Here is an 18,556-nt window from a genome sequence, read left to right on the forward strand (position 1 = left end):
TTATAAAACATTATGATTTCTTATTAGCCGCATAATTCAATGGATTCTTGTTCTGTTCCGCCGACAGCACGATTTGCTGGATCCTTTTCGAGCGCGTCTCGGGCCGTTTAGCGCTTTCAACCCACCAGAGGAGTTGCTTTTTGGTTGAGTTACTGAAAGCCTCAAAGTTGGCATTTGCAACGTTGTTGGCCACTAATGCTTCTCTCAAATCTTCCGGCATCGTCAATGCTTCGATTGCGTCGTACACATTCCACATGCCATTCTTTTTGGCAATCTCGATTGCTTTAAGCCCTGCCGCTGTCATCAAACCTTGCTGGATAAGTTTCTCTACGCGCTGTTTGTTTGATTTAGACCATGGGCTTTTCGGCTTTCTGGGAGAAAAGAGTTGCATGTAACGCTCGTCATCCAGCGTATTTGGGCGGCTGTCGATCCAGCCAAAGCAAAGCGCCTCTTCCACGGCTTCGTCATAAGAGACGCGCGGTTGATTGCTGTTCTGCTTGTAATAAATGAGCCAGACGCCTTTTGCAGTCGCAGCGTTTTGCTCCAACCACGCTCGCCACTCCTGGCGGTCCCTTGCATAAAAACGTTCTAACTGGTCGTTGGTAGAATCAGGCATACAGATGGTTCTCCTGAAAAATTCATCTCATAGAACGGAAAAGTGTGAACCCAGGCACCTGCTATTCAGGTCAGGCTTATGGGTTCACACTATGGTAGCTCTCAGTTCCCGTTGTTTTCTCAGAAGTGAGACTGCATAGCTGCCGTTCCTGTAAAATCAGGATACAATGGCTTGACATCATTCGGCTGGGTTGGATCGACCTGAAAGATGACCGAATCGCGAGTTGGCACACGCTGATCAGGCGAATCTCCATAGGTGGCATTGGGATACAACCCTTGCAGATCGACAGTATGCAGGGAAATGAAGGCATTGTACAGGCCATCACGTGTCAGATCATTTTTCGCCATAGCCGCCTTCAGAATGGCATAGGTGATCTCGGACTCGGTATAGCCAAACTCGAAGTAGCCATCGGGCTTTTGATCCGGGGCGTACTTTTGCACATCCTGCAACATCTGTGCCATGCCTTTCACGCTCGTATCACCCCAGGTAGCTCCCTGGCCAACTACCCAGACTTTGGTGAGCAACGGCACCAGGGCAGGAACGCCGAGTAGCGCATTCGCCCAGGCCGGGCTCTGGAGAATAAACTGGGGGAAGTAGTTCAGCTTAGCAGCTGTGCCGATGATACTGGCCGTGACGGTTGGAATCGTGGTGAGGAAGACGTACTTCGCTCCTTTCGATTTCATTAAAGAGACCTGCGCAGTAAAGTCCGTGTCGGTGGCCGCGTAACTGGCCTCAGCCACGTCGTTCATATGATAAACTGAAACCGCCTCCTTGTAGCCCGTCAATCCATCCTGACCATACTCATCATTCTGATAAATGATGCCGGTTGCTGGATTTTGTACACCCAGTTTGTTTACGACATAATCGAAGGCATTTTCGACCTGCAAGCGGTAGGGAGTGCCGACCAGGATCAGGTACTTCTCACGCGCAAGAGCGGAAGAAAGTGTTGCCGCCGAAACCAGCATATGATCTGCGTCTGCCAGATCTTTGATGGCGAACGTTGTAGGCGTTCCCAGGCTGTCAGCGATCATCAGCACCTGATTGTGGATCTGCTCGTATTTCTGCACCTCTATCTGCGGATTATACTGCGTATCCTCCTCAAGAAATTTGACCTTGAAGCCGTTAATGCCACCATTATCATTGACATGGTCGAAGAACACCTCCACGCCCCTGGCAAGTGGAACGCCAATCGGAGCGGCCACCGGGCCGGAGTAAGGGGAGAGTATGCCCAGCGTAATGGTCTTATGGGCCACATCGACACCAGGGCCTACTTTGAGCGTACTTCCACTACCACTACTGCCGTTACTTGAGCTGTTACTGGCGCACGCGGAAAATACCATCATGCAGATGGCAAGCAGACCCGCGCTCGCATAGAGCGTCTTTCTGATAAACATGTGTTACACCTCTTCATCGAAAATTTCTGCTACGACGGTTGAGAATGTAAAAAGCGCTCCATTCGACAAATTAATTCTATCTGATCTACCGCGCACAAATGGCTACGCGCTTTCGCCTTTTGTGATCGTCGAGCCATCAGGATCAACCTGGGACTCCGCGCTCGTCGGCAGATCAGTTATCTCAGCTGGTTCACCTCCTTCATCTCTACGTGTATTGAACCTGCGATTCAACCCCTGGATGCGGCGCGCAAGTCCAATCACGCCTCCCGGTTCGAAAAGCAGGAAGACGATAGTCAACAGACCATATATGAAGGCATTGAGATCGCCACTGCTGATCATACCCGAACCGCTTGCGACAGGCAGCAGGTTGAAATGATCGATGATCAGAGGCAATCCGAACACGAATGCTGCGCCAAGAATTGATCCCCATACACTGGCGACTCCGCCAATAATGATGGCCGCGACAAACTGGATCGAAAGCGCCAGGCTCCAGTAATCGGGGATAATATACTGGCTGTACGAGGCAAATAGCGCTCCGGCGATTCCCGCTATAAAAGAGGACAAAATGAACGAACCCATCTTGGCCTCAAACAGGTTGACGCCCATGATGCTGGCGCCAATTTCATTGTCACGTACAGCCTGGAAGGCCCGTCCCGCGCGAGTGCGCACAACATTATAGACAAAGACGGCCACCAGCACTAACACGATCAGTATCAAGAGGAAATATTGTTGGCCGGAAGTAAGCGCAATACCGAAATACGAGTTTTGCTGGCTGAAAACAGCGTCGCCAATCGCGGGCACCGGAAACGTTCGACCCTGGGGGCCACCCGTGACACTGCGAACATTGAAAAACAGATATTGCCCGATGAAGATCAATGCAAGTGTGACGATGCCCAGGTAAAAGCCTTTCAGTCGCAGCGCCGTCGGACCGATCAATGCGCCGGCTAGGGCCGCCACGATACCCGCCGCCGGAAGCCAGATGATGAACGGCAATCCCAGGCCGAGCGGATCAAACGAGGACGTTGGTATGTTGCCTCCAAGCCATGCCGATGTATAGGCGCCAATTGCCATGAAGAAAGCTATACCGAGCGAAATTTGTCCTGTATAGCCCGAAAGCACGTTCAGTGAAATGGCAGCAATCGCGGCGATGAGCGTATAGTTGGCAATCGAGAACCAGTCATCGTTGGCTATGGAGAAAAAGATAACTATGGCTACGATCAGGAGAATAATGCCTATCCAGCGCGATGCCTTTCCTCCAAGCAGTCTTGACGATGATGCAGCCGTGGATGGCGTACCTGCCCTGGGAGTTGCGCTCATACACGTTCCACCTTTCTGGTGCCGAATAATCCATAGGGTCGAATCAACAGCACGAGAATCATGACCAGGTAAGGGGTGATCTGATGGATTCCGGCCCCCAGAATGCTGGCGACCTGGCTTTCATAGCCAGCAGTCAGTTCCTGTACCAGGCCAATAATAATACCTCCTACCACTGCTCCCGTTATCGAGTCCATCCCGCCCAGAATGATGGCAGGGAATGCCAGCAGCGCCGCGCCTCCCAGCGATGTATCCATAGCATAGGAACCAAAAGCCAGGAAGACACCCCCTATGGTAGCGACGGCGGCGGCTATTCCCCAGGCCAGGGCATAGACCGTGCGAATGTTGATGCCTACGGCCAGCGCCGCTTCCTGGTCGAGTGCCGTAGCGCGCATTGCCAGTCCGTAGCGAGTATAGCGAAAGAAATAGAAGAGCAAAGCGCACAGAATAACCGTCACGATAATCGTCAAGAGATCATCCGCGCCAAAATGCACTCCGCCAAGGGCAAAACCATTTGCAATGGTAAATGGGGAAGCAGCCGGGATCGGATTCGATCCCCATATCACCACAACGCCGGTGCGTAAGATCGTATCCAGGCCAATCGTAATCATCAAGATGGAAAAGACCGGGCGACCGATCATACGCCGCAAGATAAAGCGTTCGAAAAGCAGGCCGATAATTACCGTCACTACAACGCCCAGCGCCAGCGCGAAAATGAAGTTCAGGTGCCACGAGAACACCCCTGATGAGACAACGTAGGCTCCTACCAGCAGCAACTCGCCCTGCGCAAAATTAATCACCTCGCTGGCCTTGAAAATAATCGAAAAACCGAGTCCGATCAGCGCATAAATACAACCAAGGGCTACGCCAGAAAACACGAGTTGAATGAAAAAGGCCATTTCCCCTCCTTGCTAGCGCATTTACACTTCACGTTTTCGGGTTTGGCATGCGGGCGACCACAAGGTTCACCTCTGCTTGCCTATAGGAAAGGGCAGGAGCCAGACCCTCTCCTGAAGCCGTTTAGGGATTGAAACTCATTGAAAATTCCTCGCCAAGGTACGCCTTGATGACATTGGGGTTCGCCTGTACTTCGGCAGGCACTCCCTGCGCGATGGCACGGCCAAAATCCAGCACCAGCACGCGGTCAGCAATACCCATGACGAGCGCCATATCATGCTCGACAAGAATCTGGGTGACGCCCAATTGTTCTTTAATATCGAGAATTACAGCAGCAATATCTTCCGTTTCATCAACATTCATGCCGGCTACCGGCTCGTCGAGGAGCAAGAGTTTGGGTTCCAGCGCCAGGGCACGTGCGATATCGGCGCGTTTTTGCAGGCCGTAGGGCAAACTTCGCAGCGGAAAATCGCGCCAGCGAGCTAAATCTAGCAATTCCAGCAGGCGCAGGCAATATGCGCGATTTTTCTTCTCCTCTCGCGCCGCCGGACCGACATAGATACCACCAAGCAGGATGCCGCTCCTCATGCGCGTATGCCGCCCCAGCAGCAGGTAATCTAGCACCGTTGTATTGGGAAACTGACCGAGGTTCTGAAAGGTGCGTGCAATACCGGCACGTGCCACCTGGTAGGCCTTGAGCTTTAGCAGATCCCGCCCATCAAACGTTACCTTTCCCGAAACCGGCTGATAGACGCGCGAGAGTACGTTGAAAAGCGAGGTCTTTCCCGCGCCGTTGGGACCAATCACTGCAAATAACTCGCCCGGCTGCACCGAGAACGAGACATCTGTCAGCGCCTTGACGCCCGCAAAGCGCACCGAGATTCCTTCGACCGAAAGCAGGGGCTCTCTGCTGGCCGGTTCCTGCTGAATGCCTTCTCCCGCAGCTACATCGCTCATATTGCCCACCTCCTTGCGGGACGACGCTGGCGGAGCGTAATCATGTTGCTCTGCTCTTTCTCCTCATGCAAGCCAAGATAGAACCTGCGCACGCTCTCGTCCTTCATGAGATCTGCGGCAGACTGGGCCAGCACGATTTTGCCGGTTTCCAGCACATACCCATAGTTGGCTACAGAAAGCGCCATTTGCGCATTTTGCTCTACCAGCAGCACAGCAGTGCCACTGGCGTTGATTTCGCCAATAATGTTGCGAATCTGCTGAACCATAAAAGGTGCCAGTCCAAGCGACGGTTCGTCCAGTAAGAGCAACTTCGGGCTGGTCATTAAACCACGCCCGATAGCAAGCATCTGCTGCTCGCCACCGGAAAGATAGCCCGCAACGCTATGGCGGCGCTCGCGCAGTATGGGGAATAGCTCCATAACCCGATCATAAGCGCGGCGGACGACAGCAGGATCGCGTGAGGAGATAGCGCCCGCCCGTAAGTTCTCATCTACCGTGAGGTCTGTAAAAAGGCGCCGGCCCTCCATAACCTGTGCAATACCACGGCGAACAATTTCAATAGCGTCCAACCGATCGATGCGTTCTTCATTAAAGAAGATGGAACCACGCACGATGCTGGCATTATGGAATTTCAGTAGACCGGAGATAGCGCGAAAGATAGTGGTTTTACCTGCTCCATTCGCACCAAGCAGCGCCACGACCGATTTATCCGGTACCTCCAACGAGACGCCCTGAACAGCAGGTACCGTGTTCTGATAGGTCACCGCTATGTCCTGAAGAACGAGCATTCCTTCCTCCCCGGTAGAGCACTTGCTATCTATGAGTCGGTAACGTTAAAGGATAAGCGGGATTGAGTGTTCCTGCCTCAAATCATACACTTCCATGGTTTGCATGTGTATAACTGTGCAGATTCAATATTAAGAGAGAAGCTGGTGGGCCGGAAACCACCGTAATATTATGAATACTATACACTATCGTTTCCAACTCCGCAATAGACGCCATGCTCATATTTTTAGCAGGCACGCTACGCACTGCAAGCTTTCGTGTTATGATATTACATGATATTCAACTGTACAGTATACTGCTTTTGCCGGATACGTCATCGAACGTTGATTCATGGGCACAGAGTGGATCATTCATCATTGCAACAGGGAGAGAGTGTGAAGAACAAACAGAATCTAACCGGCGCGCAGGCCGTTATTGCTACCTTACGGGCTTACGACGTTGATACGATCTTCGGCATACCGGGCGTGCATACGCTGCCACTTTACGACGCGATACGACAGGAACCCGGCTTGCGGCATATACTGGCACGACACGAGCAGGGCGCCGGTTTCATGGCGGACGGGTACGCGCGCATCTCAGGCCGTCCTGGGATTGTCTGTACCATCACAGGGCCAGGTGTTACTAATGTGGCTACCCCCGTCGCCGATGCCTATGCCGACTCTATTCCGCTGCTCGTCGTTAGCACCAGCTTACCGCGGGCATCGAAAGGTCATTTCCGGGGCGAGCTGCATGGATTGAAAAATCAGCTGGGCATGATGGAGGCGCTGGCAGGTTGGACTCGCGCTGTCGAGCGCGTAAAGGAGATTCCCGGCGCGCTCGCGGATGCTTTCCGCGTCATGCGTTCAGGACGTTCCCGCGGCGCTTACCTGGAAATTCCACTCGATCTCCTGGAAGCCCAGGCCGAGGTAGATATCCCTTCACCAACACCTTCTGAAGAAGAGCTACCTCGCCCCTCACACGAAGCAATTATAGCGGCAGCACGCATGCTAAGCGAGGCCGAGCATCCCTTAATTATTGCCGGCTCTGGCGTCACTTTTGCGCGCGCCAATGAGCAATTGGCCCAGTTAGCCGGGCTTCTCCAGGCACCCGTCCTGCTCGGTGCTAAGAGCCATGACGTATTGCCCAGCGATCATCCGCTTGTCATCCCATCGCGTGGCTATGTTCCGCGAGAATTACAGCCACTGGTTGAAAGCTCCGACGTCGTTCTGGTCGTCGGAAGCAAACTTGGAGCGCAGCGCACGAATGTCACAGTTCTTGAGGGCGGGAAACTGCGCACGCTGAGAACAAGCGATCTGGGTCTTCCACTGCCCGCCCAGCTAATCCATATCGATATTGATCCCTCTGAGATCGGGTTTAATTATCCAGCCAGAGTTGGCATCGCTGCCGACGCACGTCTCACACTCGAGGCACTACTTGCCGAACTCAGTAATTATCCTGTCAAAGCCATGCCGCGAGCGGATGAGATTGCGGAAATCAAGCAGGCATTGCTTATTCGCGCTCGCCGTGCCTATGGAGAGGCCGTCGCTCTACTTGATGGTGTGCGCGAGGGACTACCGCGGGATGGCATTGTCGTTACGGATATGACAATGCTGGGATACGCCAGCACCCAATACCTGCCTGTCTACGAACCCCGTACTTTCATACATGCCTCGGAACTCTGCGCGATAGGATGTGGCCTTCCCCTGGCGCTCGGTGCCCAGGCCGCAGCACCGGATAAGCCCGTTGTAGCGCTTTGTGGCGATGGCGGATTCCTGCTCAATGTGGGCGAGCTGGCAACCGCAGCGCAAGAACAACTACCGGTCGTGACGGTGATCTTCAACGACGCAACCTATACCGCTGTCAAGAGCGACCAGCACAGGCGCTTTGGCAGCCGCTACATTGCCACCGACCTGATCGCCCCCGACTATGTCGCGCTGGCCCAGGCCTTCCATCTTCGTGCGATGCGAGCAGAGGGTCCCGAAGCACTCAGAGATGCGATCAGCAAAGCTATACAGAATCCAGGCCCAACGTTGATCGAGGTACCTTTACCCATCAGAGAATGGTAGGGATAAGGAATCTCTAGTAAATGAGAACGTGCGTATACAGTTGCACAAAGTTATACAGCCAGCCAGCGTCGTTCTCAGACAGGTTGACGCAGCCATGCGAGCCATGAATGGAATATTGCGTGCCGCCGGGATCGAGGTGCGGGAAGTTTGTCCCCGGACCATATTCGGTGCGCCACCAGCTATCGTGCAAGAAGTAGCCATTGCTATGAAATTGCATGGCATAGTGGATCGGCGTCGGTGGATACCAGTATGGAGAAGATGGCGGCACATCAGCTTTAAATTCGGTCGGCGATTTTTTCCCCTCGACCCACCAGGTTCCCGGCGGTGTTGGCAGGTCCGGCTGCCCCGTCACAACCAGGAAGGCGTTGACCAGCTTCCCATTGTCATAGACACGCATGGCCTGCTCGATAATGGAAACTACCACGACCTTCGAGTGCATGTAGCCGTAGTGCTGCAACAATTGAATATCGCTCTGGTGTACCTGGTTGTAGGGCGTCTTGTCACTGTAGTCCTGCACCATCGCTTGAAAATTCGTCAGGTCCATGTTCAGGTCTTCGATGGCTTGCTGGTAGTCGTCCAGCGTCTGGGCCGAGTCTATTTCGCCTTGCAGCCATAAGGGGCCGGTAGCTCCAGTTGGCCCATACTGGTAGCCGAGTGGATACGTCGTATTATCATACGAATCGTGATATGTATGCTGTTTCCCAAAACTGGTCGCTTCCGATTGCAATTCTTTGAATAAGTCCATAGTCTCGGCCTTCATCGCCGGAATACGGATAGCAGCAACATGACCTTGCAGGGTATGTAATGCATGAGTATAAGCGCTGCTGCTGGTAGCGGATTGGAGCGCCTGCTGGTCGCTGCTATACTGCTGCTGGTAAGTGGTCACATCGCCATGATATTGCTGCATCAAGGCAATCCATTGCTGAAAGGTCTGGAGCTCAGCATTCCCCTCGTTTTGCTGGGTGAGGCTAATGGTCGGAGTAGCAATAGATGTTGGACTATTATTTACACTTGCGTGCGTCGTATTCTGCGTTGTCGTTCCGCTGCACGCACTGAGCAAAAAGAAACAGCCTGCGAGAACACATAAGGATGCTTTTTTCATACTTGTCCATAACGAAAGAGATTTTTTGGTATCAGCTTGATGCATAGGTTCATCTTTCATCGGCACCGGCAAGGTGCGGTTTTAAGTCTATAGAATATATTGCCTTCTGGTTGCTTCCTATAATAGATAACGATTGAAGGGCACAGAAAAGTTCTTAAAAGTCTACCCAGATACTGCCTTTTTGCGAGCTTTCAACGGCTTTTGTGATAAATTGCATACCGCGCAGGCCATCATACACCGTTGGATAGCCACCTTCCGGCTGAGCTCCCGATTCGACGCGCCGGATATCAGCAATTGCCAGGCGGTAGATATTGGCGAAGGCCTCCAAAAACCCCTCTGGATGTCCCGCCGGCAGGCGTGTCAGCGCTTTAGCCTCGTCGCTCATATATGGTAGGCCCGTTCGCAGCACCTGGACTGGCTGCCCCGGTTGCTTGAAGAGCAGTGTATTCGGCTCCATCTGGTGCCATTCGAGGCCCGCTTTACTACCATAGATACGGATACTCAACGCATTCTCCTCACCAGCCGCAATCTGCGAACAGGTCAGCACACCTTTTCCACCATTTTCCAGGCGCAGCAGCATATTCGCATCGTCGTCCAATTGCCGGCCTTCGATGAAAGCGGTCAAATCCGCGCACACAGCCGCTATTTTCAGGCCGGTAATAAATTCAAGCAGGTTTTCCGCGTGCGTGCCGATATCCCCCACAGCGCCCGCGATACCCGATTTCGTTGGATCGGTTCGCCAGGATGCCTGCTTGTTTCCGGCACGCTCAACCGGCCCCATCAGCCAGTCCTGTATGTATTCTACCAGTACCTTACGAATCGTGCCGATTGCGCCTGTGCGGACAAGATGGCGCGCGTGCCTTACAGCAGGATAGCCGGTGTAGTTATGCGTTAAGGCAAAAATTAACTTCTTCTCTTCGACGAGCTTTACAAGTGCCTGGGCCTCTTCCAGGTTGAAGGTCATCGGCTTATCGCATACGACATGGATGCCATGTTCCAGAAATGCGCGTGCCACCCGGTAGTGCAGGTAATTGGGCACTGTTACCATAACAAAATCGATGCCATCAGGCAAACCGGATTCGGTCGCCGCCATCTCTTCGAAGTTCTTGTACGAACGCTTCAGGTACCACGCCTGTGCTGATGCTTCGGCGCGTTGGGGATCGGTTGACATTGCTCCTGCCACAACTTCGGCCTGCCCATCCAGTTCGGCGGCGATGCGATGCACGGCGCCAATAAATGAACCCTGCCCGCCACCAACGATGCCGGCGCGCAATTTTCTCTGCGAAATATCCTGTTTCATGGTCGTAACCCCAATATGCGATAGTTGGTTTCGACATCCTGCGCCCCGCCCGCGAAATCATCAAAAGCGCGGCCTGGCACATCGATGAGCATACTGCGAATGAATGTGCTCCCTTCGCGCGCTCCCTGTTCAGAATCCTTGATGCAGTCTTCCCATTCAAGCACAGCCCATCCATCGAAGCCATTTTGCGTCAACTTGGAGAAGACACGTTTGAAATTCACCTGCCCATCACCAGGGCTGCGGAAGCGCCCGGGACGATCTTTCCAATTCGCATAGCCACCGTAGACGCCCGACCTGGGCGAAGGATGATATTCAGCATCCTTCACATGAAAGGCTCGAATATAGTCTTTATAATAGTCAAGGTAGCCAATATAATCCAGGCATTGCAGGATGAAATGAGATGGGTCGTACAAAATACGCGCGCGTGGATGATTGCCAGTAGCTTCAAGGAATCGTTCGAAGGTGGCACCGTCGTGCAAGTCTTCGCCAGGGTGGATTTCGTAGGCCAGATCGATACCATATTCATCAGCTTTGTTGAGCAAAGGCAGCCAGCGCTTTGCCAGTTCTTGAAAGCCGAGTTCTACCAGTCCGGCAGGACGTTGCGGCCAGGGGTACATGGTATGCCACAGAAAAGCCCCCGAGAAGGTCGGCATGACATGCAACCCCAGGTTGTGCGAGGCCCGCATTGCTTTGACCATCTGATCCATCGCCCACTCTGTGCGTTCTCGCGGATGCCCGTGCAGTTCTTCCGGCGCGAAGGCATCGAATTGCACATCGTAGGCAGGATGAACAGCCACTAACTGGCCGATCAGATGCGTGGCCAGTTCTGTGATCACCAGCCCGTTACATCTCCCCTTGAGATCATCGCAATATTGCTTCGATTCCGCCGCCTTATCAAGGTCTATCAGACGCTTCTCCCAGGCCGGAATCTGAACGCCGGCGAAACCCAATCCCCTGGCCCATTGCGTAATGCCCTCCAGGGTGTTGTAAGGAGGAACGTCCTGCACGAATTGGGCCAGAAATAGCGCCGGTCCTTTGATTTGAGACACGCATGGCCGCCTTTCCATTGTGGAGTATAAAATATTTGTCCTATGAAGCTTGACTTATGTCCTAATTATAACCTAAGGTGGGAGTACAAGCGGAAAAGGAGAAATGGCATAGGCCTGAATGGTGATAAAGATCGAAAAATTTGCATGACTGGTTTATAGTAGATAGACATACTGGCAAAAAGTAAACGTATCACTTTGGTTGCGACACAGACAGACGGACATGAGATGAGGTAAGTCAGAATGATCCAAATATTTGTATTGAGCGCCTTAATCGCCCTGCTTGTAGCTCTCGCAGGTACCTATATAGCGATACGAATGCAATCTCGCGCCCTGCTGAAACTCCATGTACAGCAAGAGGCATGGCAACGAGCGCAGGAGGCCCAATTACGCACCTGGGAAGTACGACAGGGTAGCCATGCCCTTGAAGTTGAGAAAAAGCTGGCCAACCAGGTGAAGCAGGTACAGGAGAACTGGCGCACATGGGAAATCAAGGACCAGCAACGCATTGCAGCCATGGTACAGGAATTTGAAGCATTGATGGGCAAATTGAACCTGGAACATGAACTGGCCAGACTTCCCCATATCGATGAGACGCCGCTGCCCGCAATTGACCATGATCAGCACCAACAACCTTTCAAGAACTGGCGTCCTCCTACTTTCTGTGGAGCCGATTTGAGCGGGCGCGATCTTTCCCATCGTTATCTTGTCCGGGCCGATTTCAGAGAAGCACAATTGAGAGGCACCAACTTCTACATGGCCGACCTGAGGGGCGCATGCCTCGCGGGTGCTGATCTGACGGGCGCTGATCTCTCCGGCACCGACCTTTCGGGGGCCGATTTGCGGTCTGCTATATTGAATGGCGTTAATCTTCTGGTAACGGACATACGTAATGCAGTGCTCAATGGCGCAGATTTACGGGGCGCGCGCAACCTGACGGCAGATCAGGCCTACTCCGCTATATTCGATGATACGACGCGGTTCGATGAACATGCCGATGTAACACTGCCCCGTATCCCCAGCATTCGTCTGACGGTATACACCGAATCCACACCTCTGGTTTCCCTCAAATCGTCCGAGGATGTCAAACAGTTGGAATTACCACCAAATTCCATCGAGGCAGCACCTGTCTTCACGCTGCCCGAAACTACCGAAAAACAGCCAGCCGTGGGCGAAATATCCCCAGATGCATCCGATACGCTTCAACCGCCATCGACTGCACAGTTTGAAGCACCCGAGCCTGCTAATCAGTTACTACCGGATAAAGAAGATACTTTCGAGCTGGCAATTCCTGAATCTGCCACTCATGAAGAACTAATCGACCAACTCCAGACTGCCGGTGATAGTGGTTGGCCGATACCGGGAGATACTGCTATCGCGAATGGGTATGCGAATGGAAACTCGGCAAACCATGCACATAATGGCGCCGCGACGAATGGCATGAACGGCCATCTAGCACAAGCTCCAGACCTGGATTCGTTTACGGAACAGCCTGCTGAGGATACTCTTTTGAGGCCGCAACCATCAAACGGAAATTCGCACGTCCCAATGAAGAAAGATCCTCGATCAGCTACCCAGGAAAATAGACGTACTGGAGGATCCGGTAAAGCCAATCCCAGGAAAGGACGCAATGACCGAAGGCGAGCAAAGGCAAATTAACCCGGTCTGCCGCGACTTCGCCAGCTTCATCAAAAATCCTCAATTGTTTGTTTTGCCTTACTTACTGCTGCCAGCCAGCCAAGGACTGGCTATTATCAGGTGTTCCAACATAGCCATAAAGGATATTGTGCTATACTAGCATCGATGGGCTGGTTGGGCTGGGACATAAAGCAACTTCTGAGGAGAAACTAGTATGACTGAAGAGCAGATGCCATTAGCAGGGAAAATCGCCTTGGTGACAGGCAGCAGTCAAGGTATCGGGCGAGCGACGGCAGAGCGGTTGGCACGCTCAGGTGCCGATATTGTCATAAATTATCGTAGCAACGCCAGCGCTGCAAATGAGACCAGGGAAAGTATCGAGGCGCTGGGCAGGCGTTGTATCGCAATTCAGGCCGATGTGAGCCAGGAAGAACAGGTTACTCGCCTCTTCAATGAGGCAAATGCGGAACTCGGCCCGATCTCTATTTTAGTCAACAATGCCGGAACGACGCGCGATAAACTGATCTTACAGATGCCGCTTGCCGATTTCGAGCATGTCATCCATACGAATTTATATTCGGCTTTCCTTTGCACGAAAGCCGCCCTGCGCGGCATGATGAAGGCCCGTTGGGGCCGCATCGTCAACGTTGCTTCGGTAGCGGGTCTGCTAGGAAATGCTGGCCAGGCGAACTATAGCGCATCCAAGGCCGCCATTATCGCCCTGACCATCAGCACAGCGCGCGAAATGGCGAGCCGCAATATCACGGCCAACGCAATTGCACCCGGATTCGTGCCGACGGAATTGACCTCCACACTATCAGAACAGCAGCGAAAATATATGCGGGATATCACGCCTCTAGGACGTTTTGGTACTCCTGAAGAGGTGGCGGCAACGATCCATTTCCTATGCCTGCCAGAGGCCGGCTATGTCACCGGCCAGATCATCTGTGTTGATGGTGGAATGGCAATGCATATCTAACATAACAAATGAAACAAATTTGGCGCGGTTCTCCTCTAAACGGATAATAATCGCCTTATACAAAGGAGACCGCGCTATGACTTTGATTGAAACAGAGGAAACCAACCAATATACGTTTGAGGCCTTCGCGGCCCACGGTTTTTATACCGAGATTAACCGTTCACTTGTCCGGCGCGCGCTTGCGTCTATCGCAACTCGCCCCAATCGTTCAACACTGACCATCGTAGACATGGCCTGCGGAACCGGAGCTATTTCTCGCCTCGTCGCGGAAGAGATTCGCCATCATGGCAGGCAGGCACACATTATCGGCGTGGACCCATCGGCGGAAGCGTTGCGGCGTGCCCAAAGAGGAATGGAAGAAGCCGGGTTAGAAGGCTCGGGGGTCCATACGGACTTTATCCAGGGAGAGGCCGATGATCTCCCCAAGATCGTGCAGCATGCTGATGCTGCATTCTTTTGCAACGCCATCCACCTGCTCCCTGACAAGCTCTCGGCATTCCGCTTGACGGCCAGCATTCTTGCTCCCGGCGGTATTTTTGCCTGCAATAGTGGCTTTTACGAGGGTACTTACGTTGAGGGAACCGAACGCTTTTACCGCCTCTGGACACGCCGGGCCGTGGGATGGCTGCGTAAGGAACATCCCGAAATCCGCCTATCACGCGAATCAAAAGCGACGGCGATGCAATGGCTGACACCCGAAGAATACATAGACCTGCTCAAACAGAGCGGCTTCGATAGTGTCGATGCCAGGCAGGAATGCGCCATTATGACAGTAGATTCGTACCACGATATCGGTCAATACTGGTTATTCATCGAGGGGGCTTTGCCAGGCGTTCCATTGCCCGTCGGCGCGGCCGCATTGGGGATATCCGTCTACCAGGCCGGGCAGGAACTGGGCATCAAAGAGATACCCCGCAACTGGCTGCAAATTGTGGCCCGTAAATTGTAAAAGGGAGAAGCGACTTACAATAGCCCACGGCAGCATGCTTCCATATGATATCATTAACAAAGAGGGCTAAACCCCCCTGTAAGGATTTTATTGGGAAAATTCACCTTTCATCTGAAATAGCATGTGGTAGAAAAGGAGAAATCTCGCATGCAATGGGCCATTGCAACGGCAGCATTCCTGGCCTCTGCTGTCGAATTCGTCGAGGCGCTCACAATTGTACTCGTGGTCGGTGTAACGATCAACTGGCGTAGCTCCCTGGTAGGGGCTTTTGCGGCAGCCCTTACATTAGCGGTTATTGTTGGCACGCTGGGCGTAGCACTTGTTGTATATGTTCCTATCGTTATCCTGCGGCTTGCAGTCGGCATTGTACTGGTACTCTTCGGCCTGAAGTGGCTCAAAAAGGCCATTCTGCGCTATAGCGGGTTGAAAGCCCTGCATGACGAAGAGGCCATCTTCGAGGAGAAGATGGCGGAACTGCGAGGGCGAGGCGAAGCCACAACTCAAATCCAACCTTTCGGTGTGGCATTATCATACAAATCCGTCCTGCTCGAAGGGCTGGAAGTTGCTTTCATCGTCATCACTTTTGGCAGTAACGTCACAACCAGCGGTGGAATCGGCGGTATAGGCTCCGCCGCGATAGGCGCGGCAATCGCCGGTATCCTTGTTATCGGCGCAGGTGTGCTGGTAAGAGCACCTCTTAAGCGTGTACCAGAGAATACGTTGAAGTTCATAGTAGGTATCATGCTAACGAGCTTTGGTACATTCTGGGCCGGTGAGGGCTTTGGCTACAATTGGCCGCTATCGGATGCTTTCATTCTCATCCTGGTCGCTCTTTACCTTGTAGCCTCGTTTATCCTCGTCACCTGGCTTAAACAGGTGAAACAACGGCAGACAGAGGCCATTGCCATGCACAAAGACGCGATGGTAACCACAGAACAAGAAGGAGTACGCTCATGAAGGTAATCAACGCAATCTACCAGTTTATCGTGGGCGATATGATTATTCTGACAGGCATCGTCATCGCGCTGATCATACTTTTCTTGATTGAGTACGTTCCTTTCCTGTCTCCACTTCGTGTAGCGATTGGTCCCATCTTAATTGCAGCTGTACTGGTTGTTCTGGTTGCTACGCTAAGCCGGGAAGCGTTCAGCAAACGGTAAAACAAGTCCAGAAAAAAATCCTTACCAGCACACTGCCGGTAAGGATTTTTTCTGGCTTATTCATTGCAGGACAATCTGGCAACGATTGTGATAATCTCCCAGCTACAAACCCATCCAGGGCCTGCTCCTGAGTTTGCTAGAAGGCTTGCTGCATGCTACATATCTTATAAGCAGTATTGCACTAACTATAGGTAGAGTTATGTGAAGGGAGAAGAGTAAGTAGTATGGCAGACAATGACAAGGATCAGAGCAACAAATCACTTTTAAGCGCAGCCGCCATCGGTGTAGGAAAAACCGTTGTGAGTCTCAGACAAAAGAAAGAAGAGCCGAAACTCGTAGGTCAGATAGTGCTTATAACGGGCGGGTCGCGCGGCTTAGGTCTCCTTCTCTCCCACGAGTTCGCCCGCCAGGGAGCAAAAATAGTAATCTGCGCGCGTGATGAGCAGGAACTGGCACAGGCGAGGCAACAATTGGAAGAACGCGGTGCCGAAGTAATGGCCATTCCTTGTGATATCACCGACCGCGTACAGGCGCAGAATATGATTCAGCAGGCGACGGAAGCGTTCGGACGCATAGATATACTGGTGAATAACGCGGGCATTATTACGGTTGGTCCGCTCATGGCGCAGACACTGGAGGACTTTCGTGAAGCGATGGACATCATGTTCTGGGGCATGTTTTATACCACCATGGCTGTGCTGCCACAGATGCTAGACCGCAAAGAAGGACGTATTGTCAACATCACCTCTATTGGTGGAAAAGTGAGCGTGCCTCACCTGCTCCCCTATGACAGCGCGAAATTCGCGGCGGTAGGATTTTCCGAAGGCTTGCGAGCCGAGATGGCAAAAGAAGGCGTCAAAGTAATTACCATCGCTCCTGGTCTCATGCGCACCGGCTCCGAGATAAACGCTTACTTCAAGGGTAACAACCGGAAAGAATATACCTGGTTTACAGTCCTGGGTAGTTTACCGGTTCTCTCAATGAGCGCAGAGAAAGCAGCGCAAAAGATCGTGCAGGCCACATATCGTGGTAGCGCCGAGGCGATTCTAGGCTTTCCCGCAAAAATGCTGGCAAAATTCCATGGGCTTTTTCCAGGGGCGACTACCGGTATCCTCGGGTTGATCAATCGTTTCTTACCTGGCGCAGGGCCGGTATGGGGGTTGGAGCGTCACACGGGGAAAGAGAGCGAAACACCTGTTACACAATCTTTCATAACCGGTTCTACACAAAAAGCTGCCCAGGAGTACAACCAGACATAAAATTCTCATTAATTTTTTCCAATGTAACTAACGTTCGGTTGACACGCTATTGTTAAGCTGATATCATGGATGTTCATAGGGGCGTTTGTGCGCTATTAACGCAGCAGGGAAAGGGATATGCAGCAAGGAACCGGAGATTGGCGCGAACTGCTGGGAACGATTATCAGCAATCCTCAGGAGCGACAACGCATAGCTCAAGAGATGAGAGTCCAGCCAATTACCCTGGCGCGCTGGATCAAGGGGGAGGCGGAGCCTCGCCCCCATAATCTGCGTCAATTGCTGCATGTCCTTCAACCGGCACATCGCGACCTGCTCATGAAATCGCTGGGTGATAAACTGGGGGGATGGCATGATGAGACAGCTGAGGATGTATCCAACGAAATACCTTCTGAATTTTACCGCCGCATCTTCAGTGCGCACGCAGGAACGAATCCGGCATTGCGCTACTGGTCGATGTCCAGCCTGATTTTACAACAGGCTCTTAGCCAGCTAGATCCCGAACGCAAGGGCTTAGCAATTACTCTTGTACGATGCATGCGTTCTTCAAATAGCAAGAAGATTCGCAGCCTCAGGGAAGGTGTTGGTAAAGGCACCCCACCATGGTCAGGCGACCTGGAACAGAAAGGAATGTTCCTTGGAGCCGAATCGCTAGCCGGTTATGTCGTCACCACCTGTCATCCGGCTCAGATCCAGAATATTTTTGAAGATAGATCGCTTCCAGCGCACCAGGTAGAATATGAGGTAAGCGCTGCTGCCCATCCAATATTATATACGGGGCGCATTGCCGGCTGCGTACTTATCTCCAGTACCCAACCCGACTATTTTATCTCACCAGCCCGCAATGCCCTGATAGGCGAGTATGCCAACCTGCTGGCGCTGGCAATCGAGCCGGAAGAGTTCGTCGACCCACAAGATATTGAGCTTATGTTGATGCCTCCGCATGAGAAACAGAGACACTATTTCGCCACTTTCCGCCAACGCGTGACGCAAGTGCTCATGACGACCCCAATGAGCAATCAGCAGGCCGAGCAACATGTATGGGAGCAACTAGAAGAAGAACTCCTGCTGGCTCAACTGGAGAGCGCTGTATCCGGTTAAAAGATAGTTCAGGTTA

General features: G+C 52.6%; 17 protein-coding genes. 8 read left to right on the plus strand and 9 right to left on the minus strand.

Annotated elements, in window-relative coordinates; all coding sequences use genetic code 11:
• Window positions 1-10: 10 nt before the first annotated feature.
• The 6 genes from VFA09_26405 to VFA09_26430 form a co-directional block, all read right to left on the minus strand.
• On the minus strand, window positions 11-616 hold the full coding sequence (locus tag VFA09_26405; GenBank protein ID HZU70835.1) for a YdeI/OmpD-associated family protein: 606 nt from the start codon (window positions 614-616) through the stop codon (window positions 11-13).
• A gap of 119 nt (window positions 617-735) precedes the next feature.
• Window positions 736-2,010: an ABC transporter substrate-binding protein gene (locus VFA09_26410; protein HZU70836.1), complete on the minus strand. Its 1,275-nt coding sequence runs from the start codon at window positions 2,008-2,010 to the stop codon at window positions 736-738.
• A gap of 102 nt (window positions 2,011-2,112) precedes the next feature.
• Window positions 2,113-3,327 carry a branched-chain amino acid ABC transporter permease gene (locus tag VFA09_26415; protein HZU70837.1) on the minus strand — a complete coding sequence of 405 codons (1,215 nt, stop codon included), beginning with the start codon at window positions 3,325-3,327 and terminating at the stop codon, window positions 2,113-2,115.
• Window positions 3,324-4,223, minus strand: a complete 900-nt coding sequence (locus tag VFA09_26420; GenBank protein ID HZU70838.1) for a branched-chain amino acid ABC transporter permease — start codon at window positions 4,221-4,223, stop codon at window positions 3,324-3,326. The genes VFA09_26415 and VFA09_26420 overlap by 4 nt, the downstream gene beginning before the upstream one ends.
• A gap of 121 nt (window positions 4,224-4,344) precedes the next feature.
• On the minus strand, window positions 4,345-5,178 hold the full coding sequence (locus VFA09_26425; protein ID HZU70839.1) for an ABC transporter ATP-binding protein: 834 nt from the start codon (window positions 5,176-5,178) through the stop codon (window positions 4,345-4,347).
• Window positions 5,175-5,966 carry an ABC transporter ATP-binding protein gene (locus VFA09_26430; protein HZU70840.1) on the minus strand — a complete coding sequence of 264 codons (792 nt, stop codon included), beginning with the start codon at window positions 5,964-5,966 and terminating at the stop codon, window positions 5,175-5,177. Before VFA09_26430 ends, VFA09_26425 begins: the two co-directional genes overlap by 4 nt.
• Window positions 5,967-6,338: 372 nt before the next feature.
• Between VFA09_26430 and VFA09_26435 the strand changes: the two genes are divergently transcribed.
• The gene (locus VFA09_26435) at window positions 6,339-8,009 is read left to right on the plus strand and encodes a thiamine pyrophosphate-binding protein (GenBank protein ID HZU70841.1); all 1,671 of its coding nucleotides are present in this window, start codon (window positions 6,339-6,341) and stop codon (window positions 8,007-8,009) included.
• Window positions 8,010-8,022: 13 nt separating this feature from the next.
• On the opposite strand, the gene VFA09_26440 is transcribed toward VFA09_26435, so the two are convergent.
• From VFA09_26440 to VFA09_26450, 3 genes are all read right to left on the minus strand, one after another.
• The gene (locus VFA09_26440) at window positions 8,023-9,111 is read right to left on the minus strand and encodes a L,D-transpeptidase (protein ID HZU70842.1); all 1,089 of its coding nucleotides are present in this window, start codon (window positions 9,109-9,111) and stop codon (window positions 8,023-8,025) included.
• A 154-nt stretch (window positions 9,112-9,265) separates the two neighbouring features.
• Window positions 9,266-10,411 carry a Gfo/Idh/MocA family oxidoreductase gene (locus tag VFA09_26445; protein HZU70843.1) on the minus strand — a complete coding sequence of 382 codons (1,146 nt, stop codon included), beginning with the start codon at window positions 10,409-10,411 and terminating at the stop codon, window positions 9,266-9,268.
• Window positions 10,408-11,460 carry a sugar phosphate isomerase/epimerase family protein gene (locus VFA09_26450; protein ID HZU70844.1) on the minus strand — a complete coding sequence of 351 codons (1,053 nt, stop codon included), beginning with the start codon at window positions 11,458-11,460 and terminating at the stop codon, window positions 10,408-10,410. Before VFA09_26450 ends, VFA09_26445 begins: the two co-directional genes overlap by 4 nt.
• 240 nt (window positions 11,461-11,700) lie before the next feature.
• Here VFA09_26450 and VFA09_26455 point away from each other — a divergent pair, with 240 nt between their 5' ends.
• From VFA09_26455 to VFA09_26485, 7 genes are all read left to right on the plus strand, one after another.
• Complete coding sequence (locus tag VFA09_26455; GenBank protein HZU70845.1) at window positions 11,701-13,116, plus strand: pentapeptide repeat-containing protein; 1,416 nt, start codon at window positions 11,701-11,703, stop codon at window positions 13,114-13,116.
• 193 nt (window positions 13,117-13,309) lie between these two features.
• The gene (gene fabG / locus VFA09_26460; GenBank protein HZU70846.1) at window positions 13,310-14,074 is read left to right on the plus strand and encodes a 3-oxoacyl-[acyl-carrier-protein] reductase; all 765 of its coding nucleotides are present in this window, start codon (window positions 13,310-13,312) and stop codon (window positions 14,072-14,074) included.
• Window positions 14,075-14,150: 76 nt separating this feature from the next.
• On the plus strand, window positions 14,151-15,023 hold the full coding sequence (locus VFA09_26465) for a methyltransferase domain-containing protein (protein HZU70847.1): 873 nt from the start codon (window positions 14,151-14,153) through the stop codon (window positions 15,021-15,023).
• A gap of 147 nt (window positions 15,024-15,170) precedes the next feature.
• Window positions 15,171-15,980, plus strand: coding sequence for a hypothetical protein (locus VFA09_26470; GenBank protein ID HZU70848.1), 810 nt, complete (start codon window positions 15,171-15,173; stop codon window positions 15,978-15,980).
• Entirely contained in the window at window positions 15,977-16,183 is a 207-nt protein-coding gene (locus VFA09_26475; GenBank protein ID HZU70849.1) for a hypothetical protein, read from the plus strand. The genes VFA09_26470 and VFA09_26475 overlap by 4 nt, the downstream gene beginning before the upstream one ends.
• 224 nt (window positions 16,184-16,407) lie before the next feature.
• Window positions 16,408-17,442 carry an SDR family oxidoreductase gene (locus tag VFA09_26480; protein HZU70850.1) on the plus strand — a complete coding sequence of 345 codons (1,035 nt, stop codon included), beginning with the start codon at window positions 16,408-16,410 and terminating at the stop codon, window positions 17,440-17,442.
• Window positions 17,443-17,559: 117 nt separating this feature from the next.
• The gene (locus tag VFA09_26485) at window positions 17,560-18,540 is read left to right on the plus strand and encodes a GAF domain-containing protein (GenBank protein ID HZU70851.1); all 981 of its coding nucleotides are present in this window, start codon (window positions 17,560-17,562) and stop codon (window positions 18,538-18,540) included.
• Window positions 18,541-18,556 lie beyond the last annotated feature (16 nt).

This window comes from Ktedonobacteraceae bacterium, from assembly GCA_035653615.1.
GTDB lineage: Bacteria > Chloroflexota > Ktedonobacteria > Ktedonobacterales > Ktedonobacteraceae > DASRBN01.